Source organism: Streptococcus sp. k-378 (assembly GCF_013277505.1).
Classification (GTDB): Bacteria; Bacillota; Bacilli; order Lactobacillales; family Streptococcaceae; genus Streptococcus; species Streptococcus pseudopneumoniae.
In genome coordinates, this window is sequence record NZ_VMNC01000035.1 from 1 (window position 1) to 25,719 (window position 25,719).

Below are 25,719 nucleotides of genomic sequence, written 5' to 3' on the forward strand. Positions count from 1 at the left end.
TTAAGTGATAAAGTCGGGAATATAAAAATATTGTTAAGGTTGTCGATTTATGCTATAATAACGATAAATCGTGGAGGAGTAGAGTTATGAAATTAGGGAGTGATTTTTCTTGGTTATGGGTAGCTATTATTAGGATTTTTACAGCTCCCTTTTATATCATTCTTTGGTGTATTAATGTTGTGAAATCAGCTGTCGGTATGTTTTTATTCTGGATTATAGGAAAGATATGTCTGACACTTGTGTTAATTGCGTTGTTAGGTTGTGTACACTATTTTTTTAAAGAATCCAGTGAAAAATTTTTATCAGCTATTCTTGGATGGTACTATTCTAATATTATGGGGTGGTCCCCTGAACCATGGATGACTGACGGTCAAATATTTGAAGCTCCCAAGGGGGCTGTTAGTTTCTTCCCATATCCAAATATTGAAGTTCCGATAATGATTGTACTTACTCTTCTAGTAGCTACTGTTCGGACGATTTATCGTGAAGAATTTGATGAATTATAAAAATAGTATTGTGTTTGGCACTGTAGAAATCTCTGCAGTGCCTTTTGTTATAAAAAAAGAAATTAAAAGAGGTAAAACAAATGGAAATTCTTACAAAACTTTTTGCTGGTCTAGGCGGTGTTGGAACAATTACAGGTCTTGTTTGGATCTGGAATGGTTCATATGACTTTATCCAAGGAAGAAAGAATAATGATAAGCAAAGACGAGATGAGGGTTCTGATTCTATGACTCATGGTGCATTTCTGGCCCTATCTTCTGCGGGAATTTCAGCAGCAATTATTGCAGCACTAAATCTGATAAAATTTTAGGAGTAGCCTATGAATTTAGATATTAGAGAACTAACTAGTTCTCTTTCCAGTTACAGCTCTGCGACAAACCAAGCTGTAAATATGATGGCTGATGCAGTCAGACCTATTGGGTATATCCTTTTAGGTCTTTTTTTCTGGTTTGAAATGGAATCATGGTCACAAATGGTCAAGTCCAGAGAGGGAGCGTTAACACAGAAGATTTGGTTAGAGGCTTTAATGAAATATTTATTTGCCTTAATCATGATCTCTGCTTCATCTCAAATTTGCGATGCCATTCTGGAATTGCTTAATATTGTTGTAAAGGTAATTGCACATGTAGCACCTACTGTTAAAACAACCATTGATTCAAATATTTCAGGTGGAAAAAGTTGGTTTGAAAAACATATTATTGAATTTGTTGGTTTTATTGTCGGTAAAGTTTCTAACGTTATTCTAGGGATTATTGTTTTCTTACGTTACTTAGATTTGTATATGCTTAAAGCCCTAGCTCCATTGTTAGTAGCCTTCTTTATGATGGATTCGTTGCGATCTGTTACGATTAACTTCCTGAAATACTTTGCGGCCTCTGCCCTTATTGGTGTCATCCTAATTATTGTTTCTGTTGTATACGATTCGATTGTTGCAGCAGATATCCTCAAGGTTACGACTGCAGACAATGGTACTTGGGGAACGGCCTTTGCTTCAATTGCCAAGGGGGTTATCTATATCTTTGTCATGGTTGGATCTAGTCGAAAAGCCAAGCAACTTATAGGAGTTTAATCTATGTGTAGAAAAATTAGAATTAATCGATGTTACCTATGTTTAGAGATTTTCTATAGAAAGAGGTGACTATCAATGGAAACGTTAAAGGAGATAGGAAATAAACAATTTAATGATTTACAAAAGCAACATGGGACAAGAGAGTTGAAGGATAAAATAACTTCTCTTGAACAAGAAATAACACGTCTTTCTTGGTTTGCCTATGAACATGAATTATTATCGGAGCCTTTATTGGAGTGGATATTGGATGGTAGGGTTAAGATAGATGAAATCCCTCGTGCTGTTCGGATGAGTAGTTATGGTAATGAACTATATATTTATGCTTGGCGCTATGCAGAAGCTAAGCAAGATGCTTTTTATGGCATGAGAATTCTTACCCTTCTTCAGGAAGATATAAAGCACTGTGTTATAGCCGATAGTATCAGTCAAACAGAGTATGTTTACCGTTTGGAACAGTGGATTAAATATATGGCTCGTGGTAAAATGGTCTTCAAAGGAGATGAAAACTTTGAACGCTATTTTCAGGAACAAAAAGCGGCTAACAGAAGCCTATTCGATACTGAGGGGTTATGAATATGAGATTCCTGTAGTTATGCTTGTAAAGGAACATGATAAATAACTGACATAACACTAACAGTTCTAAACGGACTGTTTTTTTGATGGGAAGGAAACTAATTGAAAAAAATTGGATCAGAATTTTTAAGAGAATTTGAAAATGAGGACAAGCCGATTCTATTTAGCCTAACTACTAGAATGCTTGTTTTATACCTGTGTTTGATAATAGCTGTCTCAGGGACAATTGCTATTTATTTCTTTGGTTTACCTGATTGGTACATTTATCTTTGGGATGCTCTATTTGTCGTTCCTGGAGGAATGTATAGTACGGGAATGACCAAGCGAATGCGGATTAAAGAAAAAATCAATTTCTTTTTCCGAATCCAACAAAGAACCTATGAGACAGAATTTGGAAAGGTAGGAATGTATACGAAAGATGAGTTTATTCAAAAGCAAAAGAGAAAAACTAGAAAACGCAGAAAAGAAAAGAATTGAGCGCTTGCGTCGTCAGATGAAACCTACGACGCAAAATACGATCAATTACACACATCTACACGAAGATGGATTGATGCACATTGCTCGTGAGAAGTATTCTCGTAGCTTTATGCTGGGAGATGCTTCTTACTCGACAGCTCAACAAGATGAAAAAGAGAGTATCATCGATACAACGATGGATGCTCTTAATTCACTGGATGAGGGCAGTAACTATCAGCTCTTAGTCATTAACCGTCGAGTATCGGATAACTCCTTACAGAATATCTTGTTTGAAGAAACAAACGATGGCTACGATGACTATCGTGAAGAGCTAAATGAGATGATCAAGGAGAGATTTACGACACACGCTAACAACTTCGAGGTACATAAGTATGTGACCATTTCAACGAATGCGGATGACCGAAAACAGGCTCAGTTGATCCTACAAGATATAGGAGTTTCCCTAGGGACTCAGTTCCAGGAATCTGATATTACATTCAGGGATATGAATGGTTTGGATCGTCTAAAAGTCTTTTCTGAGCTACTACGAGGTAATCCATATGTCAATTTTGATTATAAAGAAATTGCTTTGACAGGTTTATCCACTAAATCATTTATTGCCCCAAACAGGATTGAATTTCAAGAAAAACGCATGATTATAGATGATAGTTGGGTCAAGGTACTTTATGCCCACCGCTATCCAAACTGGATGTCTGATCGTCTCATTCGGGATTTAACAACACTAGGATTTGAACTAGCTATTACTATCCATGCAGAACCTTATGAGAATGTTGAAATCTTAGAAAAGATTAACGATGCAGAAATGGATGCTGAAATTGGGAAACTTCGTTCTAAACGTAAGGCCGCTCAATCTGGTATCTTTGATGATGCGGTTGTGGCTGGTCGTGACCAAGAAATCTCAGAAGCTACCAAGAAGTGGCGAGACGAGATTACTGAGTATGATCAGAAAATCTTTTCTGGTTTGATTGCAGTGTATTTTAGGGCAGAGAGCCAAGAGGAACTACAACGTAACGAACAGAAGATTAAGCGTGCTGGCCGTAAATTAGGGGTAGAGTTTGAAGATCTTTATTATTATCAAGAAGAGGCTTTGAATACGATTTTACCTATCGGGGAGTGCTTCTTGAATGTGAAGAAGAATTTTATGAGAAAGATGACGACAGCTAATATTGCTACGCAAGTTCCTTTTACCAACGTGGACTTAAAGTCTGAAAGCTCACTCGCTCGCTACTATGGTCAAAATCAGTTATCAAACAATATCATTACACTAGATCGAAAACGTGATTTGAACACGGGTTCAGGAGTTGTGTTAGGTTCTTCAGGATCTGGTAAATCTACAACAATAAAGGGTGGAGAAGTTATTCCAACTTTACTGAAATATCCAGAAGACCGAGTTATCATCGTGGATCCCGAAGATGAATATTCTGATATTGGCCGTGCTTTCGGTGCTCAGATGGTGGATATTTCGATTGGTTCTAAAACACATATCAATCTTTTGGATCTACCAGATCTGGATCGTTTGGATGATGAGGATGACGATCCAATAGGGGATAAAGCAAACTTGTTGATGGGATTGTTTGAATCGATTCTGTCAGAGGTGACAGATGCACAGATTGGGATTATTGACCGAGTGACAGGTGTGACTTATGAACGCTATTTAACAGATCATTATACTCCAACTTTAAAAGAGTGGCACCAGGTCTTGAAAGAACAACCTGAACCCGAAGCACAAGACTTAGCTTTAGCGGTAGAAACCTATACAACTGGTTCTCAGGACATTTTTGCTCACAATACCAACGTGGATCTCAATCATCGCTTTGTTATCTTTAATCTGAAGAAGTTGTCTCATAAGTTGAAGCCGTTTGCTTTAATGGTTATTCAGGATTATATCTGGAATCAAATTGTAGAGAATCAAGGGAAATGTACTACATGGGTTTACTTTGATGAGATGCAGATTCTATTTAAAAATAAGGCTCAAGCAGACTTCTTTACTACGTTGTATTCACGGATTCGGAAATATGGTGCGATTCCAACAGGAATCACCCAGAACGTAGAAACGCTAGCTGCTGTTGAAGAAGGTCGGAAATTGCTCTCAAATAGTGAGTTTATGATTTTACTCAAACAAAAACCTCAAGATTTGGCTATCCTAAAAGAGATTGTCAATCTGACTGATAAACAGATTCGCTACTTAGCACGGCCAAAAGCTAAAGGTACTGGCTTAATCGTAGCTGGGCCAGTTGTGGTGCCATTTGAAAATCCAATACCAAAGAATACTAAGTTGTATAACTTAGTCGCAACAGACGCTTAGGAGTCTTACTATGGATCAGGAGAAAGGCAGACCAAAAACAATCGGTCATAGGTTAGATCGAAAGCTAGAAAAAGTTCGTAAGAATTACCGAACGGTTCAACAAGATAGCGCAAAACAACTTACGAAGTTACAATCTCAGACCAACTCTAAACGTCAGTTGGTAAAGAAGAGTCGAAGCCAATTTCGAGCTTCTAAGAACAAGCTCAAGAAAATACAAAAAGAGTACAAGAATATCCAGAAACAAGGAAGAAATCTTGGAAAAGAAGGAAAGGCACTTCGTCCAGAGGAAATTAAAAAGCAGGTCTTCCTTAAGCAGGAATTGGATAAGGCGAAACTGGAGAAAAAAACTTCTAAAAGAACTTTTAAAGTCGCTCAAGAGGCTAATGGTGGTTCACGCAAGAAGAAGTTTCTTCGTGTGGCAAAACAATCTGTAGAACGAGTTGCTAATCAACAGGCTAGCTCTGTTGCGCAACAGGATGATACACTGTCAGATATAGCACGAACTAAATATCGGTATCAGGATATTCAGATTCAAGGGAAACGAATCAAAACGATTGGGAAGTATAGCGGTAAACTTGGCCAAGGAATGGTTAAATCGAGCTATAGCCTTGGAAATAGAGCCTACAATAAGGCTAAGGGTAGAGGTTTCACTCGAACTCCAAGAGAATTTTCTTGGGAAGGAAAACTCTCTCGTCGTATTCAGGATTATAAGAAACGCTTGGCTGCTTCTAAAACAGGGAAAGTGGCTAAGAAAGCGAGGAAGTTTTATCGTGTAGGTTCTAAACCGCTTCAAGCTATTATCAACAATCCATTTAGCTTAAAGGCTTATCTGATTGCTTTTGGTCTGCTTTTGTTTCTGGCTATACTTGGTATCGGTAGTTCAGGAATTACCCGTCAAGATGAATTTGATTTGAATGATACTTGGTTGTATCTTTCAAAATTAGATCGTGAAAAATCGAATGACAAGGTAGATTATTGGACAAAAATTGACAATCCGCTTTTGTACTTGAATTATAAGTATGATGATATTTCAGATAAGCTTCGTATAGACGGGAATAAGTATTTTTCACAACAGAATCGTGGAAAACTTTACTTAGATACCTTATGGAAGAATTTGAGTGGGGATAAAGACAATCTTAAAACGATGGAAGAGCTTTATACCAAAAATAATCTCTATAAGCTTGACAAGGACGAGTTAGAGGAGTATAAACAACTCTTAGAAATTGCTAGAGATAGTGGAAAATATATGTTGCTTCAAGAACTAGATAATCCATTTTATACAGAAGAACAACCTGAATCACAAGCACCTCTTCAGATTATTGAGCGTTTTGGATATAAATCGAAGACGGAAGTTTTTAATGGCTCTGTTTTGCAGGCTTCAGGAGGTCAGTCTCTGTTAGCTGTTTTAGATGGGAAAGTTGAAGTTAAGGGGAGTGACATAGAAATTAGTGATCAGGATTCTAAGTTTCTGTATAAGAATGTAGATACGATTCGCTATAAAACAGGTGATCATGTTAAATCTGGAGAGATCATCGGGAAAGTAGCACCTGAAGGGAATCAAACTGTTTATTATCAAAAGCTAGAACCTGATCGATCAAACAAGAAAGATAAAGATGGGAATATCAAGAAGAGCTGGACTTATGTCAATGTCGGTTTTTACTTCCAGCGTGTAGAATATACCCAAGCAACGTCTGTTGTCAGTAATATTGAAACATCTGGAGATAAAGGAAGACGTGCAAGAGCTTTTGCGGATACAATCAAAAAAAATATACCAGAAGCAATAGATGAAGGAATCGCAGCCGTTTTGGGAGGATTTGATATTGAGAGTTCCATTACCTTTAAACGCTATGAAACAGACTTTCTAACCAATAATCAGTTCGATAAAGTTGCTAAAGAACCAACTGCAGAAAATCTAGTTGGTAATTGGGGAGCCTTTCAAGCTATGTACCCTACCTTGCCTCTAAATGAAAGAGGTTATCTAGTCAACGGTTTGCACTATATCGGGATTGGGATTGGTCAATTTACTGGTCCTCGTGCTCTTGCATTGTGGAATTTTGCAAAATCTGTGGATGGAGATATTTGGTCTGCGGAAGTCCAAACAAAATTTCTTCTGGAGGAAGATGATCCAACTAGGCGTGCAGCATTCAGAAGAATTGTAACGTCTACTGGATCCGTAGAAGCTCTTGCGGAGGACTTCTTGAATGCTTGGTTAGGAGTTCCAGGAAACAAACTCTTAGAAAGGCAATCTGCAGCCCGTCAATGGCTAAATTTCTTAAAAAATAAAGGAGGAGGTTCAACAGGTGTTTCTAGCAAGCAAGTTCCAGCAGAATATAAAGATAAGCTACCTTATGGACTACCTACCGATCAAGCACTTTTAGAAGGACAAGGCTATTCAGGTAACGCTTATGCACTAGGGAATTGTACTTGGTATGTCTATAATCGCTTTGCTCAAATTGGAGTTGGCATTCATCCCTATCTAGGCAATGCCAATCAGTGGGTTGATAGTGGCCAAGCGCAAGGATATGACATTTCAACGACTCCTAAACCAGGTTCTGCAGCTGTATTCATGAATGGTGTAGCTGGGGCATCGCCAATCTATGGTCACGTTGCTTTTTGTGAGTACGTTAATAGCGATGGTAGTTTCTTGGTTTCAGAAATGAACTTTGGTGGTTTATATGTGTCGAGTTGGCGTACTTTGAAACCACAATCAGGTATCTATTTTGTTACCCCTAAATAAGAAAGGAAAAGAATGTATAATCAAAAATTAATCAAAATGGTAAAGGGATTCTTTATGGGATTCATTGCTGTTTTATGTATTGTATTGGGTTATTCTATTGCTCAAGTACAACAGAATTTGAGACAGACTAGTCAAAGACAGGAAGAGGTGAGGCAAGATAAAGAAGAGAAACAGCAGGAACAACTTTCTCTTTCTGAGCAACAGGTTGAAGATTTTTTGATTGCTTACTATACGAAGAAGGATTTAGAAGAGAATCGCCCACGTTATAAGCCTTTTATGACAGATTCCATGTATCAGGAAACTATTCAAGAAGAACAGAAACCAGTTAATCAGACCTATAAGGGGTATGTGGTTGACCAAGCTTTTGAATCAGGATCTATCTACATTGATAAACAACATAAAATTGCTTTAGCTCAGGTTCAATATACTAGTACCACCCTAACAGAGAAAGATAATAGGGCTTCTAAGGGGCTTACTGGTAGTACTAAGGCTACAATTCGGTTGACCTATGTAGAAAAATCAGGGAAACTATTGATCAATAAAATAGAGCCTATTGTATTGACTGAAGCGAGAGGACAAAGTATAGGAACCTATACAGATACTAGCAGTTCAAGCGCGACTCCAGTTTCCTCTACATCGACGGCAACACCTACATCTTCTGAACCAACAACCGCAACTAGTAGTAACCAATAAGGAGAATGGAATGAATAAAAAAATAGAACAACTTGAAGGTAAGCTTGAGAAAGTGAGGAAAGATAAGAAAAAAGCGCAACGACAAAAAGAAGAAGCAGATCAAAAAATCAAGAATTACATAAATCAAGAAAAAGATTTGGAAGCACAGCTTTTTGTTGCTCTATCAGAAGAAAGTGGCTTATCCTATCAGGAAATGAAGGAACTAATCCTTACAGCACAATCAAGTAACCAAGGAGTGAACCATGTATAAAATTATTAATCAATTGACTAATCAAGAGGAAACATTTGAGAACCGAGATGATTTGTTTTCAAAGTTAGAAATCATAAACGAGAGAATGAAGAGTAATAAAATAAATGGAATCTATCGACTTTATTCTCTCAATTCTGAAGGTGAAATCCTACAAGAAGAAAGTCTTGAAATACCTTTTGTTGGTATCATTGATCAGTTGTTGGAAAATTTTGGTATGAGTGCTGGAAAGAAAAAGAGAGGTTTTCTTCATTTTTTAGAAAAACATAAAGAAAAGAACTCTTCACTAGGCACACCAGGATCTCAACCCCAACCAGAACCAGCTCCTGAACTAGAAGATCTAACGGTAAAGAAAGAGGCGAATTTAGCTCGTCAAAGAATTGCTGAGCTAGTTTCTCAGAAGCCTCAAGATGAGGTTGGAGAGGAAGTACATTTGGAAGATAAAAATACCTATTCTTCCAGTGAATGGACTACAGAAGACTTCAGTAGATTGGATGAAAAAGAGGAAGAACTAGTAGAAGCTTCACAAGATATGCCCACACAAGAAGTAGTTTCTATTGTTGAAAAATCAACGCAGGAAGAGAAAAGCCCTCTTTCTGTTAAAGAAGATAAGGGGAATGTTGAGCCTTCCTTCTCCCTTTCTAATGTGACTTCAGTAAATTTACCTTCAGAGGTTATTGATAGCTTTGAGGCTCAGACGGTTACTTATAAGCAATCTATTAAACATAAAATTCAGTCTAACGAAGAGTTTATTAAGGAAGCAAACGAGGAAATTAATGAGTGCCAAAACAAAATCAATGAGTTGCGACAACAGATTCTTGCCAAAGAGAAACAAGCTAGTCAACTGAAGGATCTTTATTTTAAAATTGAAGAGGTGAGCTAAAATGGAACAAGAACAAGTGGTAGCCCAATTAGGACGGGCAACTCTTGTGACAGGAGAAATCATCTTAAAAGGACTCTTTCTGGTGAGCTCTAAGGCAGTTGAAATGTATCAAGCCAGAGGGGAAAATGTCCTCTTTACTGGTGAGACAGACTGGAATAAATTCATGGCAACGGCAGATGCGAAAGAAGTCCAGCAATTACTAAATAATGAAGTCAATCTCGAGGCAGTTCGAAAAGAACTTGGCCAATACGGGATTGGCTTTTCTTTTTATACACACCCTGATGGTAAGACAACTCTTGCTTTCAATGCAAAAGATAAAGGAGTTGTCGAACAAGCCTTTAAGGATGTCCTAGAAGGCATCATAAGAGATCCGAGAGGATTCAATGAGCGGAACCTTAAAAATGGGAAAACGACTTCTTTTGAGGAGAAATTGCAACATTTCAAAGCAGTGGAGCAAAAGAAAATTTCTTCCCTCCAGGTAAACATTCATACGAAGGAGTTTGTTATTCCAGAAAATATCGAACCACAGATTGGAGGAAAAATGAAGTGATTACAGAAAAGAAGAAACGGAGACTTAGACCGTATTTGTTGTTAGGAATTGGTCTATTCTACCTCTTTCATTGGTTCTTTAAACTATGGCTGTTGGCACCAGATACTGATTCAGTAACGGATGTATTTGGATTTGGAAAGCTTAACTGGATGAATGACCATCTAAACGATAAATCTTGGTTTGATTTTCAATTTACTCCAGCTTCTTTATTAATTGGTATGGGCGGATTTTTGATTGCTTTTCTGCTGTATTTGAGAGTATCGGATACAGGGATTTACCGTTATGGAGAAGAACATGGATCAGCTCGTTTTGCGACGAGAGAAGAGTTGATGAGATTCCGAGACGAAGAACCTGAAAAAAATATGATTTTTACCCAGAACAGTCAGATGGGACTATTTAATAACCGCTTGAGCTTTGAAAATCAGATTAATAAAAATATTCTGGTGTATGGAGGTACAGGGGATTCAAAGACACGTAGTGCTGTAAAACCGAATATATTACAAGCTAACTCTAGTTTTGTAACTACAGATACTAAAGGGATTTTGATTCATGAAACAGGGAAATCACTTGTAGAAAAAGGCTATAAGATGAAGATTTTTGATTTGATTACTTTCCTGAATTCAGATGGCTTCAACGTTTTTAGATATATTCATAATGAAATGGATATAGACCGAGTGGCAGAGGCAATTACAGAGTCTCTCAACAGAAATGGTCATGAAAGTGATCCTTTTTGGCCTGCAGCTAATAAACTACTCATGCGTTCTCTAATTGGCTATCTTTATTTTGATGGTCAGCTCGATCACTATCTACCTAATTTAGGGCAGGTTACAGATATGATTCGAGAATTGAGACGGAATCATCCAGAAGCGGAAAGTCCGGTTGAATTGATGTTTGAAGATCTGGAGAGAAGGAGACCAGGGAATTATGCCTGCAGGCAGTGGGAGCTATTTAATAAAAACTTTGATGGTCAGACACGAGCTTCTGTTTATGCCATTTTTGCAACAACTTTCTCAGTATTTGATCATGAGCAACTAAGAAAGATTATTGAAAAGGATACACTGGAGATTGAAAAATGGAATATTGAGAAAATAGCAGTTTTTATTCATATTCCAGAAGTGAATCCAGCTTATCAGTTCTTATCTGCCCTTCTTTTTAGTACCATTTTTGATGTGCTAATAAAAACTGCAGATGCAGTTATATTAGGTGAGCATCCAACAAAAATCAAGGAAGACTTATTGCATCTACAGGTGTGGGCAGATGAGTTTGGTCAGATTGGGAAGATTCCTAATTTACCACCAATTATCTCAGTTATTCGTTCTCGAGAGATTTCTATCAAGATGATGGTGCAATCTCAAAGTCAGATTGAAGTGTTATATGGTAAAGAAAATACGAAGACGATTATCAATAACTGTGGTGCTATTCTTTATTTAGGATCCAATGACTTAGACACGCTTAAGTACCTATCTGAGCGATCAGGGAAGCAAACTCTGAATGATCAGAATTATAGTGAGAGCAGAGGAAGAAATGCCAGCAGCTCTAAGCAGAACTCTAAAATTGGTCGAGAACTGTTGACACCGCATGAGGTGGCTACGATTGGAACAACAGAAGCCCTACTCTTCCTATCCAAACAAAATGTTTTTCGAGATCAAAAATTTAACCTGGACACGCATCCAAGAGCTTACCTCTTAAGTAATGGCCCGACCGATGAGAACTGGTATCGATACAAGCGCTATCTAAGCGATATTGATGAGTGGAAAGCCCAGGTTGGGGAAGAAAATGTTATTCATATTGGGATTAAGGAAGTTGAGGAAGTTCCTCTCAAAGTGAGTTAGGAAAGAAAGGAAATCCAATGGAATTTTATGACTCTTATTGCGTTTTAATTGCTATAAATTGGGATCAGTATGTGTGGCTGCATCAGGAAGGCGAAAAAATAACCTGGCATGAAAATTTTGCTCATGCAGGTTTTTTCCGTGATTTTAATACAGCTAAAAGGGTAGCGGAAACTCATTTATTAGAAACTTTTGGAGCCATAGGTTTCTATAAGATTGTTGGTTTTTCTACAGATGAACTTGGCTATATAGAAATTAAGAACTAGATAGCACAATGTGTTTTAGTATTTTGTGATATAATGAATGGAGAATAAGCGATGATTGAGAGGAGTGTAATAATCCTATGAAATCTACCATAAAAAATTATTATGAAATGTGGACGAAACGGCATGAACGTCGATACAGAGAAGCCTTGGGTTACTATAACCAGCAGTCTAAAGAGGCATTATTAGCAGAATTGACAGAGCTAGAGATAAAAAAGGAAAGGAGTTCTCGCAACTGGAAATTATTGGTAGGTCTTGTATTAACCATTATTTTTTCAGATGATTTAAAACGACTTTTAGCAATTTTATTTTCACCTTTAACAGGTGTACCTACCAATAAATTGCATGAAAGTGTGTTACTGAGCATCAGTATTGCACTATTTATAGTTTTGTTATTTTTGACTATTTTAATCTATAACTTTAGCTATTCGTTGCTACTGAGACGATATCTCATTTTAAAACGCTATATAGAAGAACATTATACTTGAATATAGGAGATAAATTTGTATAGAGATCGATTTTTTGAAGTATTAGAAAGCCCTTATACGCCTTATGTGGCAATAGAATTAATTTATGCAATAGTTGTCATTTGCTTTAATCTTAATCTGGGAAATTTAAATAAGCAACTAACACATCATTTTGATATTGATAAAATGATAAATCAGAAAGATGTGTCAATTGCATCTAATGTCATGTCATATGAAAATAATATTTCATGGCACTTTTTGTTTTTTGGAATCTTGTTAATTATCATTGGTTTTATAATACCTATATTATTTTCAATGATAAATAAGTCTAGTTATAAGAGAGAAGAAATAAAAAATGCCATTTGGTTTATTATTGCCATAGTCATAGTGGTTAATTTCTTTTTAATTATTTCAATATCAAGAGTTCTTTTGAGTCCAATCATTATAGCAACTTTAATAGTGTGTGCGTTAGGAGCAACATTGGGATCTCTTGCAATTTCTAATACCTAAAAGTACAAGGCAGCCGTAATGGCTGTTTTTTTGGTGAGGAGAATCAAATGAATTTAGAACAACTTAAGCAACGGCGAGATGAGCTGATTAAAGATAATGAGTTTATGGATAACTTAATTAAGGAGAAGGAAGAAGAGTTATGGGAAGTGAAAGTGAGAACAATTGCGGCTTCTGAGTTGGCTAGATTAGCATTGGAATCGGCTTTACGTTCCGCAGGTATCGTAGACACCTTTTACGGCCCAGATAACGGAAAGAAAGGAAACGAAATAGAATGAATATACTACCACAAAAACAATTTAAACGAATGAAGCGTGAAGTTGAGGAGGAAACTGCACGAGGGATTGGTTATTTTGAGGGGATTTTAGAACATATCCCTTCTTACCCCTTATCTGAAGCAGTAAAAGAGTTGGCTTTAGCTGGTTGGATTACACCTCATACAGATGTTATCGATGTCCAGAATATGATTGTTACTGAATCTATAAAATGGATGAACTACCAGGACTTCAAAGAAGTTGCTCCCTACTTGTTTTCCTACCCTCTAGAACAAAGAGAGAAAGATTTATTGGTTCAACCAGTGAAAATCTCCAGAGAGTATTTTGAAGAATTAAAGGCCAATGCAGAAGAATTATTTCACTTGAAACAAGACTTGCTTCAGGTTAATAATCAATTAGATGCTAAGATCCAGGAATTGGAGATGGATCAATTACCAAATGGCGATCAAGTTATTGGAGTGGATTTAAAAGCTGAGGAGGTATTGTTGCTACGAACTCCAGAAAATGCTCAGGTTGAGGAGTGGGAGGTTCGTAAAGATGGCTTGATTACTGATTATCGTTCCAATCTTTCAGAATATGCTCAAATTGTAGATACTTTACTTGAAATGGAGAATCCAGAGATTGATACGATTCTCTATGAAGAAGTAATCAACTATTCTAAGAAAACTTGGCCAGAATCAGAACCAATTCAACTTCCAGAAAATATCAAGGAACTATTGAATCAAGAGGGCAAGCTTGATCCCTCATATTATCAAATAGCCCAGTTTGAAACAGTAAAACAAGCCTATATCTATGGAATGATTTCACCTAGTTTTCAGGAACATTTCCCTCATTATTCAGATTTTGTTAGGAACTATGTAGAAGATAGAGAACAATATGAGTTTTTCAACTATCGTACAGAAGTCGTTTCATTAGCTCAGGAAATTCTAGTACCACGTTTAGGAGATATTAACCAGATTTTAGGAACGAATAATCAGGAGTTAATCGTTCAAGAAGTTATTGGTTATTCTCAGGGTGAAAGCTGGGAACTAGCTTATTTACGGGATACAAAGACGGAAGATAGAGAATCCGTTCGGTTTTATCTTGAAAGTGAGATTGGAGCTTGGTATAAGGGAAGTTTGACAGAGTTGGCTGTTATCCGCTTTGATGATATTGATTTAGAGAAAGGATTTAATGGCCATCAGGAAGCAGTCTATCATATCGATGAGAACTTGTTAGTTCAGGATAAGCTAAAACAAGCCCAACTCCATTTTCCTGATTTAAAACGCTTTGTAGAAGCGGAAGAACTTGAGAAAGAACAGAGACAAGATATAGCAGCAGAAAAAGAAGAGCCAGAATTTTCATTGTAGGGGGACAACAGATGGTGTTAAGCAAAGAAGAAGCCAAAAGATTATCTATTATTTCTGTTGCAGAGCAACTAGGCATGGAGTTAAAGCGTACAGGTAGCTATAGCTATAACTGGGTAGAACATGATTCCTTTGTAATAGATGCAAAGAAAAATGAATTTTACTGGAACTCAAGAACTGAATTTGGAGATGTCATTCAGTTAGTTCAAACCATACGAGGTGTTTCTTACAAGGAGGCGATGCATTTTTTAGAAACTGGAGAATTTAAGGCAGTCGATGTAGAAGCTCAGACGGCCTCAAAAGAGCCTTTTAGCTATCACTTGGAAAGATATGAGCGTCAGGATTTCAGCGCCTCTAGACGCTATTTGAAGGCACAGAGAGGCCTTTCAGATGATACGATTAACTTTTTTATTAGCCAAGGCAGTATAGCGGAAGCAATCCGAAAAAAAGGAGACTATTTTGAGCCTGTGATCGTCTTTAAATATAAAGACAATACAGGCTTTTTAGCTGGAGCGGGTCTTCAGGGAATAGTAGAGAATCGAGAGCACTATCCTGAACGTGGGCGTTTAAAACAAATTATGAGAAATTCAGACGGACAACTAGGTTTCTCAATTGATATTGGAACTCCTAAACGTTTGGTATTTGCGGAAGCTCCAATCGATCTTATGAGCTACTATGAGCTCCATAAAGATAGGCTTCAGGATGTTCGCTTAGTAGCTATGGATGGAGTAAAAGATGGGATTATTAGTAGACGGTTTATGGAATTGTATGCAGAGATAAATGATAAATCCTATCAAATCAATCAGAATACAGGGAAAGCTCTAGAATTAGTAGCCAGAACAACAAACTATTTTAAAGATGGTCAGCATCAGGATATGATTACCTTAGCTGTAGATAATGATATGGCTGGACATAAATTTATAACTAGTCTTCAGGAAAAGGGGATCCCAGTACAGATTGCGATTCCACCTATCCTTCAGAGAGACCAGGAGAAGGAAGATTGGAATGATTTCCTGAAGGGAAGGAATAACACTCCTAAAGAGTTAGCACATGTTTATACGGTAGATGAAAAGTCTTGGTATTACCAGGGCTTTTTTGAGAAGGAACTAGCTCTTGCAAAAGCGCAAGAGCTAACTGCAGATGATGTAAAAGCCTTTGTCTCAGCTAGGCAGCTGACGAAGGAAGAAGTCCATCAGGAATATACAAGGATTGTCAATCAAGAAAAAGAAAGGAAACATACTATGTCGGAAGTACATGAAGCAGGGGCTGAGTATGAAGCGCAGGAACAAATTCAGAGCACAGAAAAAACTCCTGAGAGTACTCAGGAGCAAATGAATGATAGGGCCAGTGGTGGAGAGGGCTATTCACAGCCTGATGCTGTGGGCAGTGCCGAACCTGAAGCTGAACCATCAGCAACCTTTGAGCAAACTGTTACCAGTCACCCGACATCACCCTATCGTTACTTACAGTTTAGCACAAACTTTGAAGAAGTGCAACGAAGATATTCAAAATATCATCCAATTACGCAAGATGATTTAAAAAAAATGAATCAGTATGCAGGCTCTATTCAGAGGTCTTCTCAATGGTATTTAGAAGAGTTAGCAAATAGTAAAGTCTATTATTTTTACTCAAATAATGGAGAAGTAAATTTGTTAGATGTTAGTTTTAAACAAGAAAACTTTTTACACTTAACAGGAATCAGACCTATTGTGGAAGGGAAAAAAGCTTCAGATTTTGTAGTTGATTTTGCAGAAGGAAGAGGAAACTATAACCAAATAATGGTTAGTAATAGTCTAAAAGAAAAATTACAAGTCATTCCCATGTTGGAAGATATTCTTGATTCTAAATCGTTTGTATTGGATAACTTAGATGAGGTAAGAATAGCACAACGGCTTAATTTTTCAGAAGCTATTAAGAGTAAAGATGAAGACTTCCTACTTCTTTTCAAAGATATAGGAGAAGAACGTGTCCCTGCATCTCTTATGAAAATTAAGAAAGATTTAAAAGTTGATGTAGAGAAAACCGATGGAAAAGTTATTCTAGGTATCTTCCGTGAACGTAATGGCCACATTGAACAGCTATCAATCAATGAGGACTATATTAAAGATGGGGGCAAAGAATTGCAATCCATTATGGAAAATGGCTTGTTTGAGGCAATTCAACCAAATGAGATTGACAAAAATAACTACAATGTCCGCCTTCAATGGGCAGAAAAGCATAAAGATGGGCCAATTTTACCTTTTAGCGAAACCGAGCTGGTTGATTATCAGTCTTTTGCAACAGAGCTATATAAGCAGAATAATATCTATTACGACAAACATCATGAGAGTGTAAGTGATCGAATGAACCAGGTAGAAGGTGCTTCTTATACACCTATTACAAAGGTTCAATTTGCTTTATACAGTCCTGACGGTGAACTGATTCAGGATAGCATCCGTTACAATATTGGTGAGGAGATTAATCCAATCGCTCATAAAGAAAGACTTGGTACACGAGAAATGAGAGAGCATCCAGAACTGATGAAGATAGATGGGTCATTATTTAATCAATATCATCTGGAGAGATTAGTGAGTGAACTAGATATTTCTCAGTTCAGTTACGCTTTGGAAGATACTCCTTATGCAGATCAACTATTATCTCAACTCCCTTATGGAGATTTAAAAAACAGTCCCATCGGATTTACAGATAGTAGTTACGATAGCCGTCTTGGTTTTATCTCTTTTGATGGAAGGGATAGAGTTGAAGTTGAAAATTTATCTGCTTGGTTTGAGAAGTTGGGAGTTAGAGATTCGCCTCAAGAACAAGTAGCTCTTGTAGAAAAATGGCAAAAAGAAATTAAAGATTTATCAGAAAAAGTTGAACAAACCATCGAAAACATTCGGGATGAATTTGAAAAAACACAAGTCAAGAATTCGCAAAATACACCAGATAATCCATACGAAAAAATTTATCAGTATAACCGAAAAGATGAGAGGGATCGTGATTTGGATGGTGATGGTATTTCCAATTCTGATGAGATGTTGCAGGGAACAGATCCATACAATAGTGCTTCTAACCTTCATAAAAAACAGGAAGATAGAGAAAGAAGGACAGATGTTGAAGCTGAAACTGGAGCTATTATAACCGATGCAATTGCTACTAAAAGTTCAGAACAAACCATTTCCCAGTTAGTCGCAAATAAAGATACAAAAGCTTTAGCTGAACACTTGAAAGAGGGAATGAAGAACTACTTGGATTCAGAACAGTTTAAATCATTCTTGGATACCATGAGTAAGTTTCACAACTACTCACTCAACAATATTCATTTGCTGAAGATGCAAAATCCTAATGTTTCCCGTGTTGCAAGTTTTAATAAATGGAAAACGGATTTTGACAGAACAGTTAAAAAGGGTTCAAAAGCTCTGAAGATTTGGGTTCCTTACCAAGTGAAAACAAGCATTCCTGTTAATCAAAAAGAGTTGAGTTTTTCTCCGTCTGAGAATGAAACAGAAGAGAAGGCAGTCACTGTTACTCGATTTAAGTTAGGGAATGTCTTTGATGTATCTCAAACAGAAGGAAAAGAATTGCCAAAAGCAATTCATGAATTGACTGGAGACGTTAAAGATTATGAAGATTTGTACCGAGCAGCCAAAGCTGTTTCAATGGATAATCAGGTTTCGATCAGTTTTGAAGAAATTAAAAGAGAGAGCACAAATGGTTATTACTCTCCAGATGAAAATCGAATTGTTATTTCAAAAGGATTAAAGGGTCAAGAACAGATTTTAAAAACCATTTTTCATGAAATGGCTCATGCAGATTTACATAGAGGAAGCAATGCCCAATATGGGGACGACCAATATCGTAAGCAAGAATTACAAGCTGAAAGTGTCGCTTATGTCGTGGCTAATCATTTTGGTTTTGATACGAGTAGCTACAGTTTTGGCTATTTAGCTATCTGGGCGAAGGATAAAAATGGTTTTGAAGATATGGTAGAACAACTGCAGGTTGTTCAGAAAGAAGCAAAAAGTTTGATTGATCGGATGGATGCTAAGTTAGAATTAGTGAAAAATAAAACTGTGACGAAAGATAAGTTTGCTGATAAACTCCAACAGGCAAAAGAAAAATCTGAGCAGTTGGGGAATCAAAAGGCGGAGGCTGTAAAGCAGGTGGAAGAAAAAAAGTCCCTGAGCAGCCCTCGATAATGGAGGCATTGGTCCGTAGGAAGAAAAACAAAAAAGGAGAAACGGAAGATGATTGAACATCTAAAACAAGAAACTTTTGATCTTTTAATGGAGATATTTTTTGAGGAGGAGGCTACAGATTCGCCAAAAGTGAATGAAGTTAACCAGCACATTTCACGTAAAGAATGTCTCTACATTCTTCGTAGAGATATGCGAATTAAAACAAACTATGAGCTAGAAGAAGTAGAAATGTATCCCATTGCACTTAAAGAAATTGAAGGGATGAGTGATGAGAGATTTGAGCAACTCAAAGACGAAATTCTTAAAATGGAGATGGTTGATACAATGGAGCTTCTACTGGAAGACTTAAAAGTTTAATCAAACTTTTCCCTCGTTATAGAACAAGATTCCTGCTTGCAGGGATTAGGGGATTGGGGATTTCCCCAAAGATTTAAAAAGTCAAGAATAGTCAGGGATGACACCCTGACTAACTTTGACCTTTTTAAAAACAGCATTTGGGTACCCAAGTGCTATGCTTGCCAGAAGAAAAGGGGGCTGAGACCCTCAAGAGAAAATAGCAGAAGAGAGGTGAAGATTTTTTGAAAAATAGAGAAAAACGAAAACGAATGATTCAGAAAAAAATTCGTTTAACGGAAGAAGAGGCACGGTTTATTTCAACAAAGGTTGCAGAATCTGGAATGCCAAATTTTAATACCTTTGCCCGAATCCTATTGATTATGGGAGAAGTCAATATTTTAAAATTTGAAGAATTGAAAGAGTTACGTAAGGAAATAAATCGGATAGGGGTCAATATTAATCAGGTCGCAAAAAAAGTAAACGAAGATAATCAGGCTAGTCTAAATGAATTGAGTCAGATTCTTGAATTGCAGAAACATTTGAAAGATACAGTCAGCCAATTTATCCAAAAACAGGAAAAGCAAACCAAGGGACAGGACAGATGGTTGTAACAAAAGTTTTGCAGATAAAAGGAGTTGCTTCTTTAGGACAATCTACAAAATATATTGAGGATGAAGCAAAGACGGTCGAGCTGACTGATACAAAAAGTTTAGATAATGCTTTACGCTATATCGAGAATCCAACTAAAACGAGTTTCTTAGAACAAGATGAACAGTTTGAATTTCCAGCAGTGGTTAAAGATGGCCGAGTAGTCAAGCAACTTGTATCTACTTATGGAATTACAGACGCTAGCACAGCGACAGAAGAATTTCTTTTGACAAAAAAGAACGCTGCTCAACGAGCAGGGACAAAAGAACGATCTGACATTCACAATCCGAATCGGGTTTTGGCTCACCACATCATCCAATCATTTTCTCCTGAAGATGATTTGACTCCACAAGAAATTCATGAGATTGGTCGAAAAACAATTTTAGAATTAACTGGTGGACAACATGAATTTGTCATAGCGACTCACATGGATAAGGGGCACATTCATAATCACATTATTTTCAATTCCACTAATTCTGTTACATTAAAAAAGTTTCGTTGGCAGAAAGGAACGAAAAAAAGTTTAGAGAATATTTCAGATAAGTATGCGGATTTAGCTGGAGCTAAAATTCTCAGAGAGAGATTATGGACTAATTGAAAAACCTATCATGCCTATCGCAAAAAAAATTCTTTTCGCTATGAGATCAAATCTCGTTTAGATTTCCTTTTAAAACATTCAAGCTCCTTAGAAGATTTTAAATCTAAGGCCAAAGCTTTAGATCTTGTTGTTGATACTTCAGGGAAGGAAATAAAATATCGTTTAACTGACCAAGAACAAACAAGAAATGTTCGGGATCGTACTTTATCCAAAAAAGGAAATTATTCTTTGGAGAAAATTTCTGAGAGAGTAGTTGGTAACGAGGTGACCTTCTCTGTCGATGAAATTAAATCTGAATATGAAAAAATGGTTGCGGAACGAGAAGATGATTTTGAAATGAGAATCACAGTTGAAGAATGGCAGGTGATGGAAGAAACAAAAAATGGGATCTATCTTGAAATGGAATTTGGGATTAGAAATAAGGGAACAATTCTTATTCCAGCTCATCAGATTGAAAAAGCAGAAGATGGCTCTTATGAAATTTTTATCAGAAAAAATGATTTCTACTATTTTGTTAATCCTGAACACGCTGATAAGAATCGGTATATGAAGGGAGAAACAGTCGCTTCCCAGTTGTCGTATGATAATGGAGAAATGATTGTTCGGAAACATCCGAAAATCTCTAGTTTGGATCAGCTTGTTCGTGAATATAATTATCTATCTGCTCATGGAGTAACAGAAGGACAGCAATTTGATGAATTGTTAAATCGTTTTGAAGAGGAACTGGAAGAAGTAGATAACTTGCTTGATAAACTAGATCAACGCTTGGGTGAGCTTAATAAAATTCAGTCTGCATTTCTTGCATTGGAATCAAGCGATCCTCAGGAAGTGAAACTAGCTATTGCTATTATGAAAGACTTGAGAGTAGATCCTAGCACTCGCAAATCTGAGATTGATAAACTTGTTAAAGAGGCAACCTTTGAGCGCCAGGCTTTGTATCAACGGGTAGAAGCAATTACAAAAGATTATAAGCTACATCAAGACATTGAGAAAAATGTGGAGCAGCGTAAGGAAAGAGAAACTTCATTGTAAAAAAATAATTATAAATATAATTATAAATATGTTGACGAATATAATTATAATGGTATAATAGAAATATAGAAAAAGGATGGAGAAATAGAATGAAGATTATCACATTTGCCGCTATCAAAGGCGGTGTTGGAAAAACAACTTTGACATTTAATTATGGAGAATGGTTGGCTCGCAAAGGTCATAAAATTCTCTTTATAGATTTAGACCATCAATGTAATTTGACTCAGTGCTACAATATTTACGAAAGCAAGAATACGATTGCGAATGCCTTCAAAGGAGGTGACGTAGATATTAAGCCACTCAAGGAAAATATCAGTCTAATTCCAGGATCGGTTCAACTTGATACTGTAGAACGAGATCTGGAGAACAGCGATAAGAAAAATATGCTACTTTATCTTTGGCTAGAGGATAACTACGAAAAGAAGAAGTTGGATCAGTTTGACTATATCTTGATTGATTGTAGACCAGATTTTGCGACAGCTACTAAAAATGCTGTTGCGGTCAGTCACGCTATTATTAGTCCATTGACTCCTTCAGAGTTTGGTTATAATGCTAAATTCAATCTATCAACTCGGTTAGAAGCATTCAGAAAGGATGTAATTGACTATCGTACAAGAGAATCATACATTACTGCTGAGTTATATTTCTTAGCAAATATGATTCGACCAAACTACGGATCATCGAGAGAATTACTGGAAGCCCTGGGACTTGAAGCCAAAGAAAAGGGAACAGATAACCTTTTAGGAATTGTACCAGCAAAAGAGTTATTCAATCATTCCACGATTGATAAGATCTCTATTGCAGATATGGAGGAGAATCCTGAACTTTATCAAAAACACAAAAAGTTTTTCACTGAGCTGGAGCAGACTTTTTCAAAAATTTATGATACAATATAATTATATTTATAAATACAAATACAATTATAAATATAATTAGAAGGAGATTGTTATGGCATTCACACCAAAAGAAAAAGAGATTTCGCAGATTATCGAAGCAACCCACCAACCTGAGCAGGTTTCAGAGGTAGCCAACTTTGAAAGTTTTGAACGCAAAAAGCAATTCCAGTTTACTTTGAAACCAAGCAATCGGAAAAAATTAGATGAAATTGCTAAAGCAGCCGGAGCAAAGTCTGCATCAGATTATCTTGATAGGTGGCTAGAAAGTTTACAATAAAAAAACAGATATAACTATATCTGATTGCTACGAGGAGAAATTATGGATTTAATCACGAGACTCTTAGCAGAGAGAGAAGGAAAAGTACATGGTGGTATTTATGATATCACACAGAAACGCTTTGCTTATAATTCTAACCGAATTGAAGGAAGTCGTCTGACAGAAGAGCAGACTAGCTTAATTTATGAGACAAAGACGATCGCAAATATTGATGCAAAAGGAATCAAAATTGATGATTTGGTAGAAATGAATAATCATTTTAAATGTTTTGATTATATTTTAGATACCGTTAACGAGCCACTGACAGAGGACTATATTAAAACACTGCATCGTATTCTAAAAAGTGGCACCAGTTCTGAGCATAACCCGATAGCTCCAGTTGGTCGTTATAAAGTGTTGCAAAATGAGGTAGGAAAAATTGCGACAGCTTCTGTTGAACAGACTGAAGATGAGATGCTTTCTTTACTGATTGGCTATGATTTGAAAAAACAAAAAGATTTGAATTACTTAACAAGCTTTCATGCACAATTTGAAAGGATTCATCCTTTCGCAGATGGTAATGGTCGAATAGGTCGATTGCTCTTGTATAAACAATGCTTAAAAGAAGGGCTTACCCCCTTTATTGTGGACGATACGAATAAGGCAACTTATTATTCAGCACTTGAAGCCTTTCAGGTTCATGATAACAGACAGCTATTATTTGATTATTTCCGATCTGAGCAACTTTTTTATATGAATTATCTTAAAAATAAAGGGTTTGAAGGAGCTATTAATGATGAGAAAGAGGGAGACTTCATAAAAAAGTTCAGTGAAGAAAACAGAAAAGTAGACTTAGATGCTTTCTATAATGCAATTCAAGAAGGTGTAGATAAAGTAAATACGCAATTAGGAGCAAATATGCTTGAAATGGAAAAAACATCTGTAACACCTGGCATCAGAATCATTCTCACAGAAAATAATGCTTCGTATTCAAACAAAGAACTTAGAGCAATTATCAGTGCATTAAACAAATCTTTATATAAAATTGCCAAATCCCACGGAGTAAATAGCCCTAGATTCTACTACACTCTCAGTGGGGAAGAAGTAGCTGTGAATCGTTATGTAATGGCACCTGATGAAGTTAAGTTTTCTGGAATATTAAAGTAGGAGAACACTAATGAACATAGGGAAAATAATTAAAATAACTGAATATACTGCTTATATAGGTTATGAAGATGGAAGTTTAAAGGAAATTCCTATTGAATCTTGTGACTTTGAACCTAGTATAGGGGATTATGTAGAAGTTTATGAAGGTATTATCATAAAAGTCGACATCAACAAGAACAACATAGAGAAAAAGAACCAATATAAAAAAATAGGAATTATAGTCACTCTACTATTACTGTTTGTAATTATTGTTATAAGTTTTATAAATATTAAAGAACAAATTTCAAACAATCAAACAACTTCAAGTTCAACATCAAAACAAATTTCATCATCCAAAAAAAGTAGCTCTACCTCTTCATCTTCCTTAAAGGAAAGTAGTTCCAGTTCCTCATCCTCAGTACCATCAAAACCTAAGATTACTGTAGATAATGATAAAGCGAATTATGGTAAAATTGCTCACGGTTTCCCAGTTCCTTGAAATCAGTGGGTTTCAAGCATGTCAACCAAAAGTGAATACGAGATTGAATACGACTCTACTTTTAGCTGGAGCGGATGAAATCCATGAGCTGCTCAACGACTTCAAAACGTTGATTATCATTGATGTGGGTATACATATCAAGGGTGGTTTGAACATTGTTATGACCTAATCTGTCTGAAATGATTTTGGCTGTAACACCTGCTTCAAAGAGGAGAGAAGCGTGTGTGTGCCTGAAACCGTGAGGAGTGATTTTTTTGACATCCTTATGTTCACAAAAGAATCTTCTAAGTCTCTCTTTAACAGCTGAAGGCGAAATCCATCCTCCGAAACTATTCGTAAAGATATAATTTGAATCATATTTGTAAGGCACACCAGACTTAAAATATTCTTTTATTTGCTGACGTTTCCAGAGTTTCAATACATTCAGAGTTTCATCATCTAAAGTGATAACCCTCTTACTCCTTTTGGTTTTAGGGTCTTGAACAGTTTGTTTTTTACCAACTACAACAGCTGTCCGCGAAACATCCAACAGTTTATTTTCAAAGTCAACATCTGACCACATGAGCCCAAGAGCCTCACCACATCTCAAACCAGTAAAAGCTAGTAAGTGATAAAAGGTATACTCTACAGGCTGACAATCTACTCTGCAAACTTTAAGAAACTCCGTTAGCTCCTGTTTTGTATAGTAGTTTTCTTTGCCCTTTAATGGCCTATTTTTAGGCTTGATAATCTTGTCTAAGGGATTTGACTTAATAATGTCAATAGAAGTGGCATACTTGAAAATACGGCTGATGACAGAGTAGTAATTGGCATAGAGGATGTAGCGATTACTTAACTTGATAGCAACCTTTTGACAATAAGCTACACTGATCTGCTGGATTCTCATATCAGTAAAATACAAGTCAATCATAACATCAAGTTTTTTCTTAACGTTCTGATAGGTTGTCGGTTTTACAGTACTCTTATAGCTATCAAGCCACAACTCAGCGACTTCGGCGAAAGTAGGATTCTGGAAATCTTCATTGTTTGAATAACCATTTTCTTCAACATCTAAGAGAAGGTCACGTTCGGCAGTCTTTGCCTCTTTTATGGTTTTAAAACCACGGCGTGTTGTGCGTTTTTCTTTTCCAGTAGCAGGGTCTATACCCAGATAGGTTTGAAAGAGATATCTAGTTTCTCCTTTTTTGGTAATATATTTTTTTATCATAAAAAGTCCTTTCTTTTCGATTGCTTGCCCGCATAGTTGAAAAGGTGCAGAACTTATGATAAACTATAGGTGTATTTTTTTATCATCCTTTCCATTGCTTGCTAGATGGAAAGTTAAATCCTCACACTCAAAGTTTGGCGATGGAGAGTGTGGGGATTTTTGTTTAGACGATAGGAATCCGTAAATCAAAAAGAG

At 36.6% G+C, this 25,719-nt stretch carries 24 protein-coding genes and 2 pseudogenes; 25 read left to right on the forward strand and 1 reads right to left on the reverse strand.

Features of this window, described 5'->3' with window-relative positions; genetic code table 11:
- Positions 1-86: 86 nt before the first annotated feature.
- The 25 genes and pseudogenes from HT719_RS04130 (at position 87) to HT719_RS04250 (ending at position 24,317) form a co-directional block, all read left to right on the forward strand.
- Entirely contained in the window at positions 87-506 is a 420-nt protein-coding gene (locus HT719_RS04130; protein WP_172928347.1) for a hypothetical protein, read from the forward strand.
- An 80-nt stretch (positions 507-586) separates the two neighbouring features.
- Entirely contained in the window at positions 587-814 is a 228-nt protein-coding gene (locus HT719_RS04135) for a hypothetical protein (protein WP_050971565.1), read from the forward strand.
- Between the two features lie 9 nt (positions 815-823).
- The gene (locus HT719_RS04140; RefSeq protein WP_172928348.1) at positions 824-1,573 is read left to right on the forward strand and encodes a conjugal transfer protein TrbL; all 750 of its coding nucleotides are present in this window, start codon (positions 824-826) and stop codon (positions 1,571-1,573) included.
- Between the two features lie 75 nt (positions 1,574-1,648).
- Positions 1,649-2,146, forward strand: coding sequence for a hypothetical protein (locus tag HT719_RS04145; RefSeq protein WP_172928349.1), 498 nt, complete (start codon positions 1,649-1,651; stop codon positions 2,144-2,146).
- Positions 2,147-2,248: 102 nt separating this feature from the next.
- Entirely contained in the window at positions 2,249-2,623 is a 375-nt protein-coding gene (locus HT719_RS04150) for a hypothetical protein (protein WP_172928351.1), read from the forward strand.
- Entirely contained in the window at positions 2,565-4,928 is a 2,364-nt protein-coding gene (locus HT719_RS04155; protein ID WP_172928353.1) for a DUF87 domain-containing protein, read from the forward strand. The genes HT719_RS04150 and HT719_RS04155 overlap by 59 nt, the downstream gene beginning before the upstream one ends.
- A gap of 10 nt (positions 4,929-4,938) precedes the next feature.
- Entirely contained in the window at positions 4,939-7,665 is a 2,727-nt protein-coding gene (locus tag HT719_RS04160) for a phage tail tip lysozyme (RefSeq protein WP_172928355.1), read from the forward strand.
- A gap of 12 nt (positions 7,666-7,677) precedes the next feature.
- Complete coding sequence (locus tag HT719_RS04165) at positions 7,678-8,358, forward strand: hypothetical protein (protein WP_050223049.1); 681 nt, start codon at positions 7,678-7,680, stop codon at positions 8,356-8,358.
- Between the two features lie 10 nt (positions 8,359-8,368).
- A complete protein-coding gene (locus HT719_RS04170; RefSeq protein WP_172928356.1) occupies positions 8,369-8,608 on the forward strand; it encodes a hypothetical protein in 240 nt (79 codons plus the stop codon).
- Complete coding sequence (locus HT719_RS04175; protein ID WP_172928357.1) at positions 8,601-9,488, forward strand: hypothetical protein; 888 nt, start codon at positions 8,601-8,603, stop codon at positions 9,486-9,488. The genes HT719_RS04170 and HT719_RS04175 overlap by 8 nt, the downstream gene beginning before the upstream one ends.
- Position 9,489: 1 nt before the next feature.
- Positions 9,490-10,038, forward strand: coding sequence for a DUF3801 domain-containing protein (locus HT719_RS04180; RefSeq protein ID WP_172928358.1), 549 nt, complete (start codon positions 9,490-9,492; stop codon positions 10,036-10,038).
- Positions 10,035-11,870, forward strand: a complete 1,836-nt coding sequence (locus HT719_RS04185; protein ID WP_172928359.1) for a type IV secretory system conjugative DNA transfer family protein — start codon at positions 10,035-10,037, stop codon at positions 11,868-11,870. The genes HT719_RS04180 and HT719_RS04185 overlap by 4 nt, the downstream gene beginning before the upstream one ends.
- Positions 11,871-11,887: 17 nt before the next feature.
- The gene (locus tag HT719_RS04190) at positions 11,888-12,133 is read left to right on the forward strand and encodes a hypothetical protein (protein ID WP_172926298.1); all 246 of its coding nucleotides are present in this window, start codon (positions 11,888-11,890) and stop codon (positions 12,131-12,133) included.
- A gap of 77 nt (positions 12,134-12,210) precedes the next feature.
- Positions 12,211-12,618, forward strand: a complete 408-nt coding sequence (locus tag HT719_RS04195; RefSeq protein WP_138703165.1) for a hypothetical protein — start codon at positions 12,211-12,213, stop codon at positions 12,616-12,618.
- A 15-nt stretch (positions 12,619-12,633) separates the two neighbouring features.
- Entirely contained in the window at positions 12,634-13,107 is a 474-nt protein-coding gene (locus HT719_RS04200; protein WP_138703166.1) for a hypothetical protein, read from the forward strand.
- Between the two features lie 47 nt (positions 13,108-13,154).
- A complete protein-coding gene (locus HT719_RS04205; protein ID WP_172928360.1) occupies positions 13,155-13,382 on the forward strand; it encodes a hypothetical protein in 228 nt (75 codons plus the stop codon).
- Positions 13,379-14,728 carry a hypothetical protein gene (locus HT719_RS04210; RefSeq protein WP_138703168.1) on the forward strand — a complete coding sequence of 450 codons (1,350 nt, stop codon included), beginning with the start codon at positions 13,379-13,381 and terminating at the stop codon, positions 14,726-14,728. Before HT719_RS04205 ends, HT719_RS04210 begins: the two co-directional genes overlap by 4 nt.
- A gap of 11 nt (positions 14,729-14,739) precedes the next feature.
- A complete protein-coding gene (locus HT719_RS04215; protein WP_172928361.1) occupies positions 14,740-18,906 on the forward strand; it encodes a PBECR4 domain-containing protein in 4,167 nt (1,388 codons plus the stop codon).
- 48 nt (positions 18,907-18,954) lie between these two features.
- Positions 18,955-19,263, forward strand: a complete 309-nt coding sequence (locus tag HT719_RS04220; protein ID WP_050223043.1) for a hypothetical protein — start codon at positions 18,955-18,957, stop codon at positions 19,261-19,263.
- A gap of 221 nt (positions 19,264-19,484) precedes the next feature.
- Positions 19,485-19,853, forward strand: coding sequence for a plasmid mobilization relaxosome protein MobC (gene mobC, locus HT719_RS04225; protein WP_172928363.1), 369 nt, complete (start codon positions 19,485-19,487; stop codon positions 19,851-19,853).
- Positions 19,844-21,520: pseudogene (locus tag HT719_RS04230) on the forward strand (relaxase/mobilization nuclease domain-containing protein). The gene mobC and the pseudogene HT719_RS04230 overlap by 10 nt, the downstream one beginning before the upstream one ends.
- Positions 21,521-21,609: 89 nt before the next feature.
- Positions 21,610-22,416, forward strand: coding sequence for a ParA family protein (locus HT719_RS04235; RefSeq protein ID WP_050262562.1), 807 nt, complete (start codon positions 21,610-21,612; stop codon positions 22,414-22,416).
- 52 nt (positions 22,417-22,468) lie between these two features.
- On the forward strand, positions 22,469-22,693 hold the full coding sequence (locus HT719_RS04240) for a hypothetical protein (protein ID WP_050262561.1): 225 nt from the start codon (positions 22,469-22,471) through the stop codon (positions 22,691-22,693).
- 42 nt (positions 22,694-22,735) lie between these two features.
- Positions 22,736-23,503, forward strand: a pseudogene (locus tag HT719_RS04245) (Fic family protein); the annotation flags it as partial.
- A gap of 346 nt (positions 23,504-23,849) precedes the next feature.
- Positions 23,850-24,317 carry a hypothetical protein gene (locus HT719_RS04250; protein WP_240156548.1) on the forward strand — a complete coding sequence of 156 codons (468 nt, stop codon included), beginning with the start codon at positions 23,850-23,852 and terminating at the stop codon, positions 24,315-24,317.
- A 61-nt stretch (positions 24,318-24,378) separates the two neighbouring features.
- Here HT719_RS04250 and HT719_RS04255 read toward each other — a convergent pair whose 3' ends face one another.
- Positions 24,379-25,524, reverse strand: coding sequence for a site-specific integrase (locus tag HT719_RS04255; protein ID WP_172928364.1), 1,146 nt, complete (start codon positions 25,522-25,524; stop codon positions 24,379-24,381).
- Positions 25,525-25,719: the final 195 nt, after the last annotated feature.

Coding starts and splice junctions, on each gene's coding strand:
- HT719_RS04160 (WP_172928355.1), top strand. CDS start 4,939: ATGGATCAGGAGAAAGGCAGACCAAAAACAATCGGTCATAGGTTAGAT.
- HT719_RS04140 (WP_172928348.1), top strand. CDS start 824: ATGAATTTAGATATTAGAGAACTAACTAGTTCTCTTTCCAGTTACAGC.
- HT719_RS04240 (WP_050262561.1), top strand. CDS start 22,469: ATGGCATTCACACCAAAAGAAAAAGAGATTTCGCAGATTATCGAAGCA.
- HT719_RS04155 (WP_172928353.1), top strand. CDS start 2,565: ATGAGTTTATTCAAAAGCAAAAGAGAAAAACTAGAAAACGCAGAAAAG.
- HT719_RS04210 (WP_138703168.1), top strand. CDS start 13,379: ATGAATATACTACCACAAAAACAATTTAAACGAATGAAGCGTGAAGTT.
- HT719_RS04235 (WP_050262562.1), top strand. CDS start 21,610: ATGAAGATTATCACATTTGCCGCTATCAAAGGCGGTGTTGGAAAAACA.
- HT719_RS04195 (WP_138703165.1), top strand. CDS start 12,211: ATGAAATCTACCATAAAAAATTATTATGAAATGTGGACGAAACGGCAT.
- HT719_RS04180 (WP_172928358.1), top strand. CDS start 9,490: ATGGAACAAGAACAAGTGGTAGCCCAATTAGGACGGGCAACTCTTGTG.
- HT719_RS04145 (WP_172928349.1), top strand. CDS start 1,649: ATGGAAACGTTAAAGGAGATAGGAAATAAACAATTTAATGATTTACAA.
- HT719_RS04130 (WP_172928347.1), top strand. CDS start 87: ATGAAATTAGGGAGTGATTTTTCTTGGTTATGGGTAGCTATTATTAGG.
- HT719_RS04135 (WP_050971565.1), top strand. CDS start 587: ATGGAAATTCTTACAAAACTTTTTGCTGGTCTAGGCGGTGTTGGAACA.
- HT719_RS04190 (WP_172926298.1), top strand. CDS start 11,888: ATGGAATTTTATGACTCTTATTGCGTTTTAATTGCTATAAATTGGGAT.
- HT719_RS04220 (WP_050223043.1), top strand. CDS start 18,955: ATGATTGAACATCTAAAACAAGAAACTTTTGATCTTTTAATGGAGATA.
- HT719_RS04165 (WP_050223049.1), top strand. CDS start 7,678: ATGTATAATCAAAAATTAATCAAAATGGTAAAGGGATTCTTTATGGGA.
- HT719_RS04170 (WP_172928356.1), top strand. CDS start 8,369: ATGAATAAAAAAATAGAACAACTTGAAGGTAAGCTTGAGAAAGTGAGG.
- HT719_RS04215 (WP_172928361.1), top strand. CDS start 14,740: ATGGTGTTAAGCAAAGAAGAAGCCAAAAGATTATCTATTATTTCTGTT.
- HT719_RS04175 (WP_172928357.1), top strand. CDS start 8,601: ATGTATAAAATTATTAATCAATTGACTAATCAAGAGGAAACATTTGAG.
- HT719_RS04205 (WP_172928360.1), top strand. CDS start 13,155: ATGAATTTAGAACAACTTAAGCAACGGCGAGATGAGCTGATTAAAGAT.
- HT719_RS04250 (WP_240156548.1), top strand. CDS start 23,850: ATGAACATAGGGAAAATAATTAAAATAACTGAATATACTGCTTATATA.
- HT719_RS04255 (WP_172928364.1), bottom strand. CDS start 25,524: ATGATAAAAAAATATATTACCAAAAAAGGAGAAACTAGATATCTCTTT.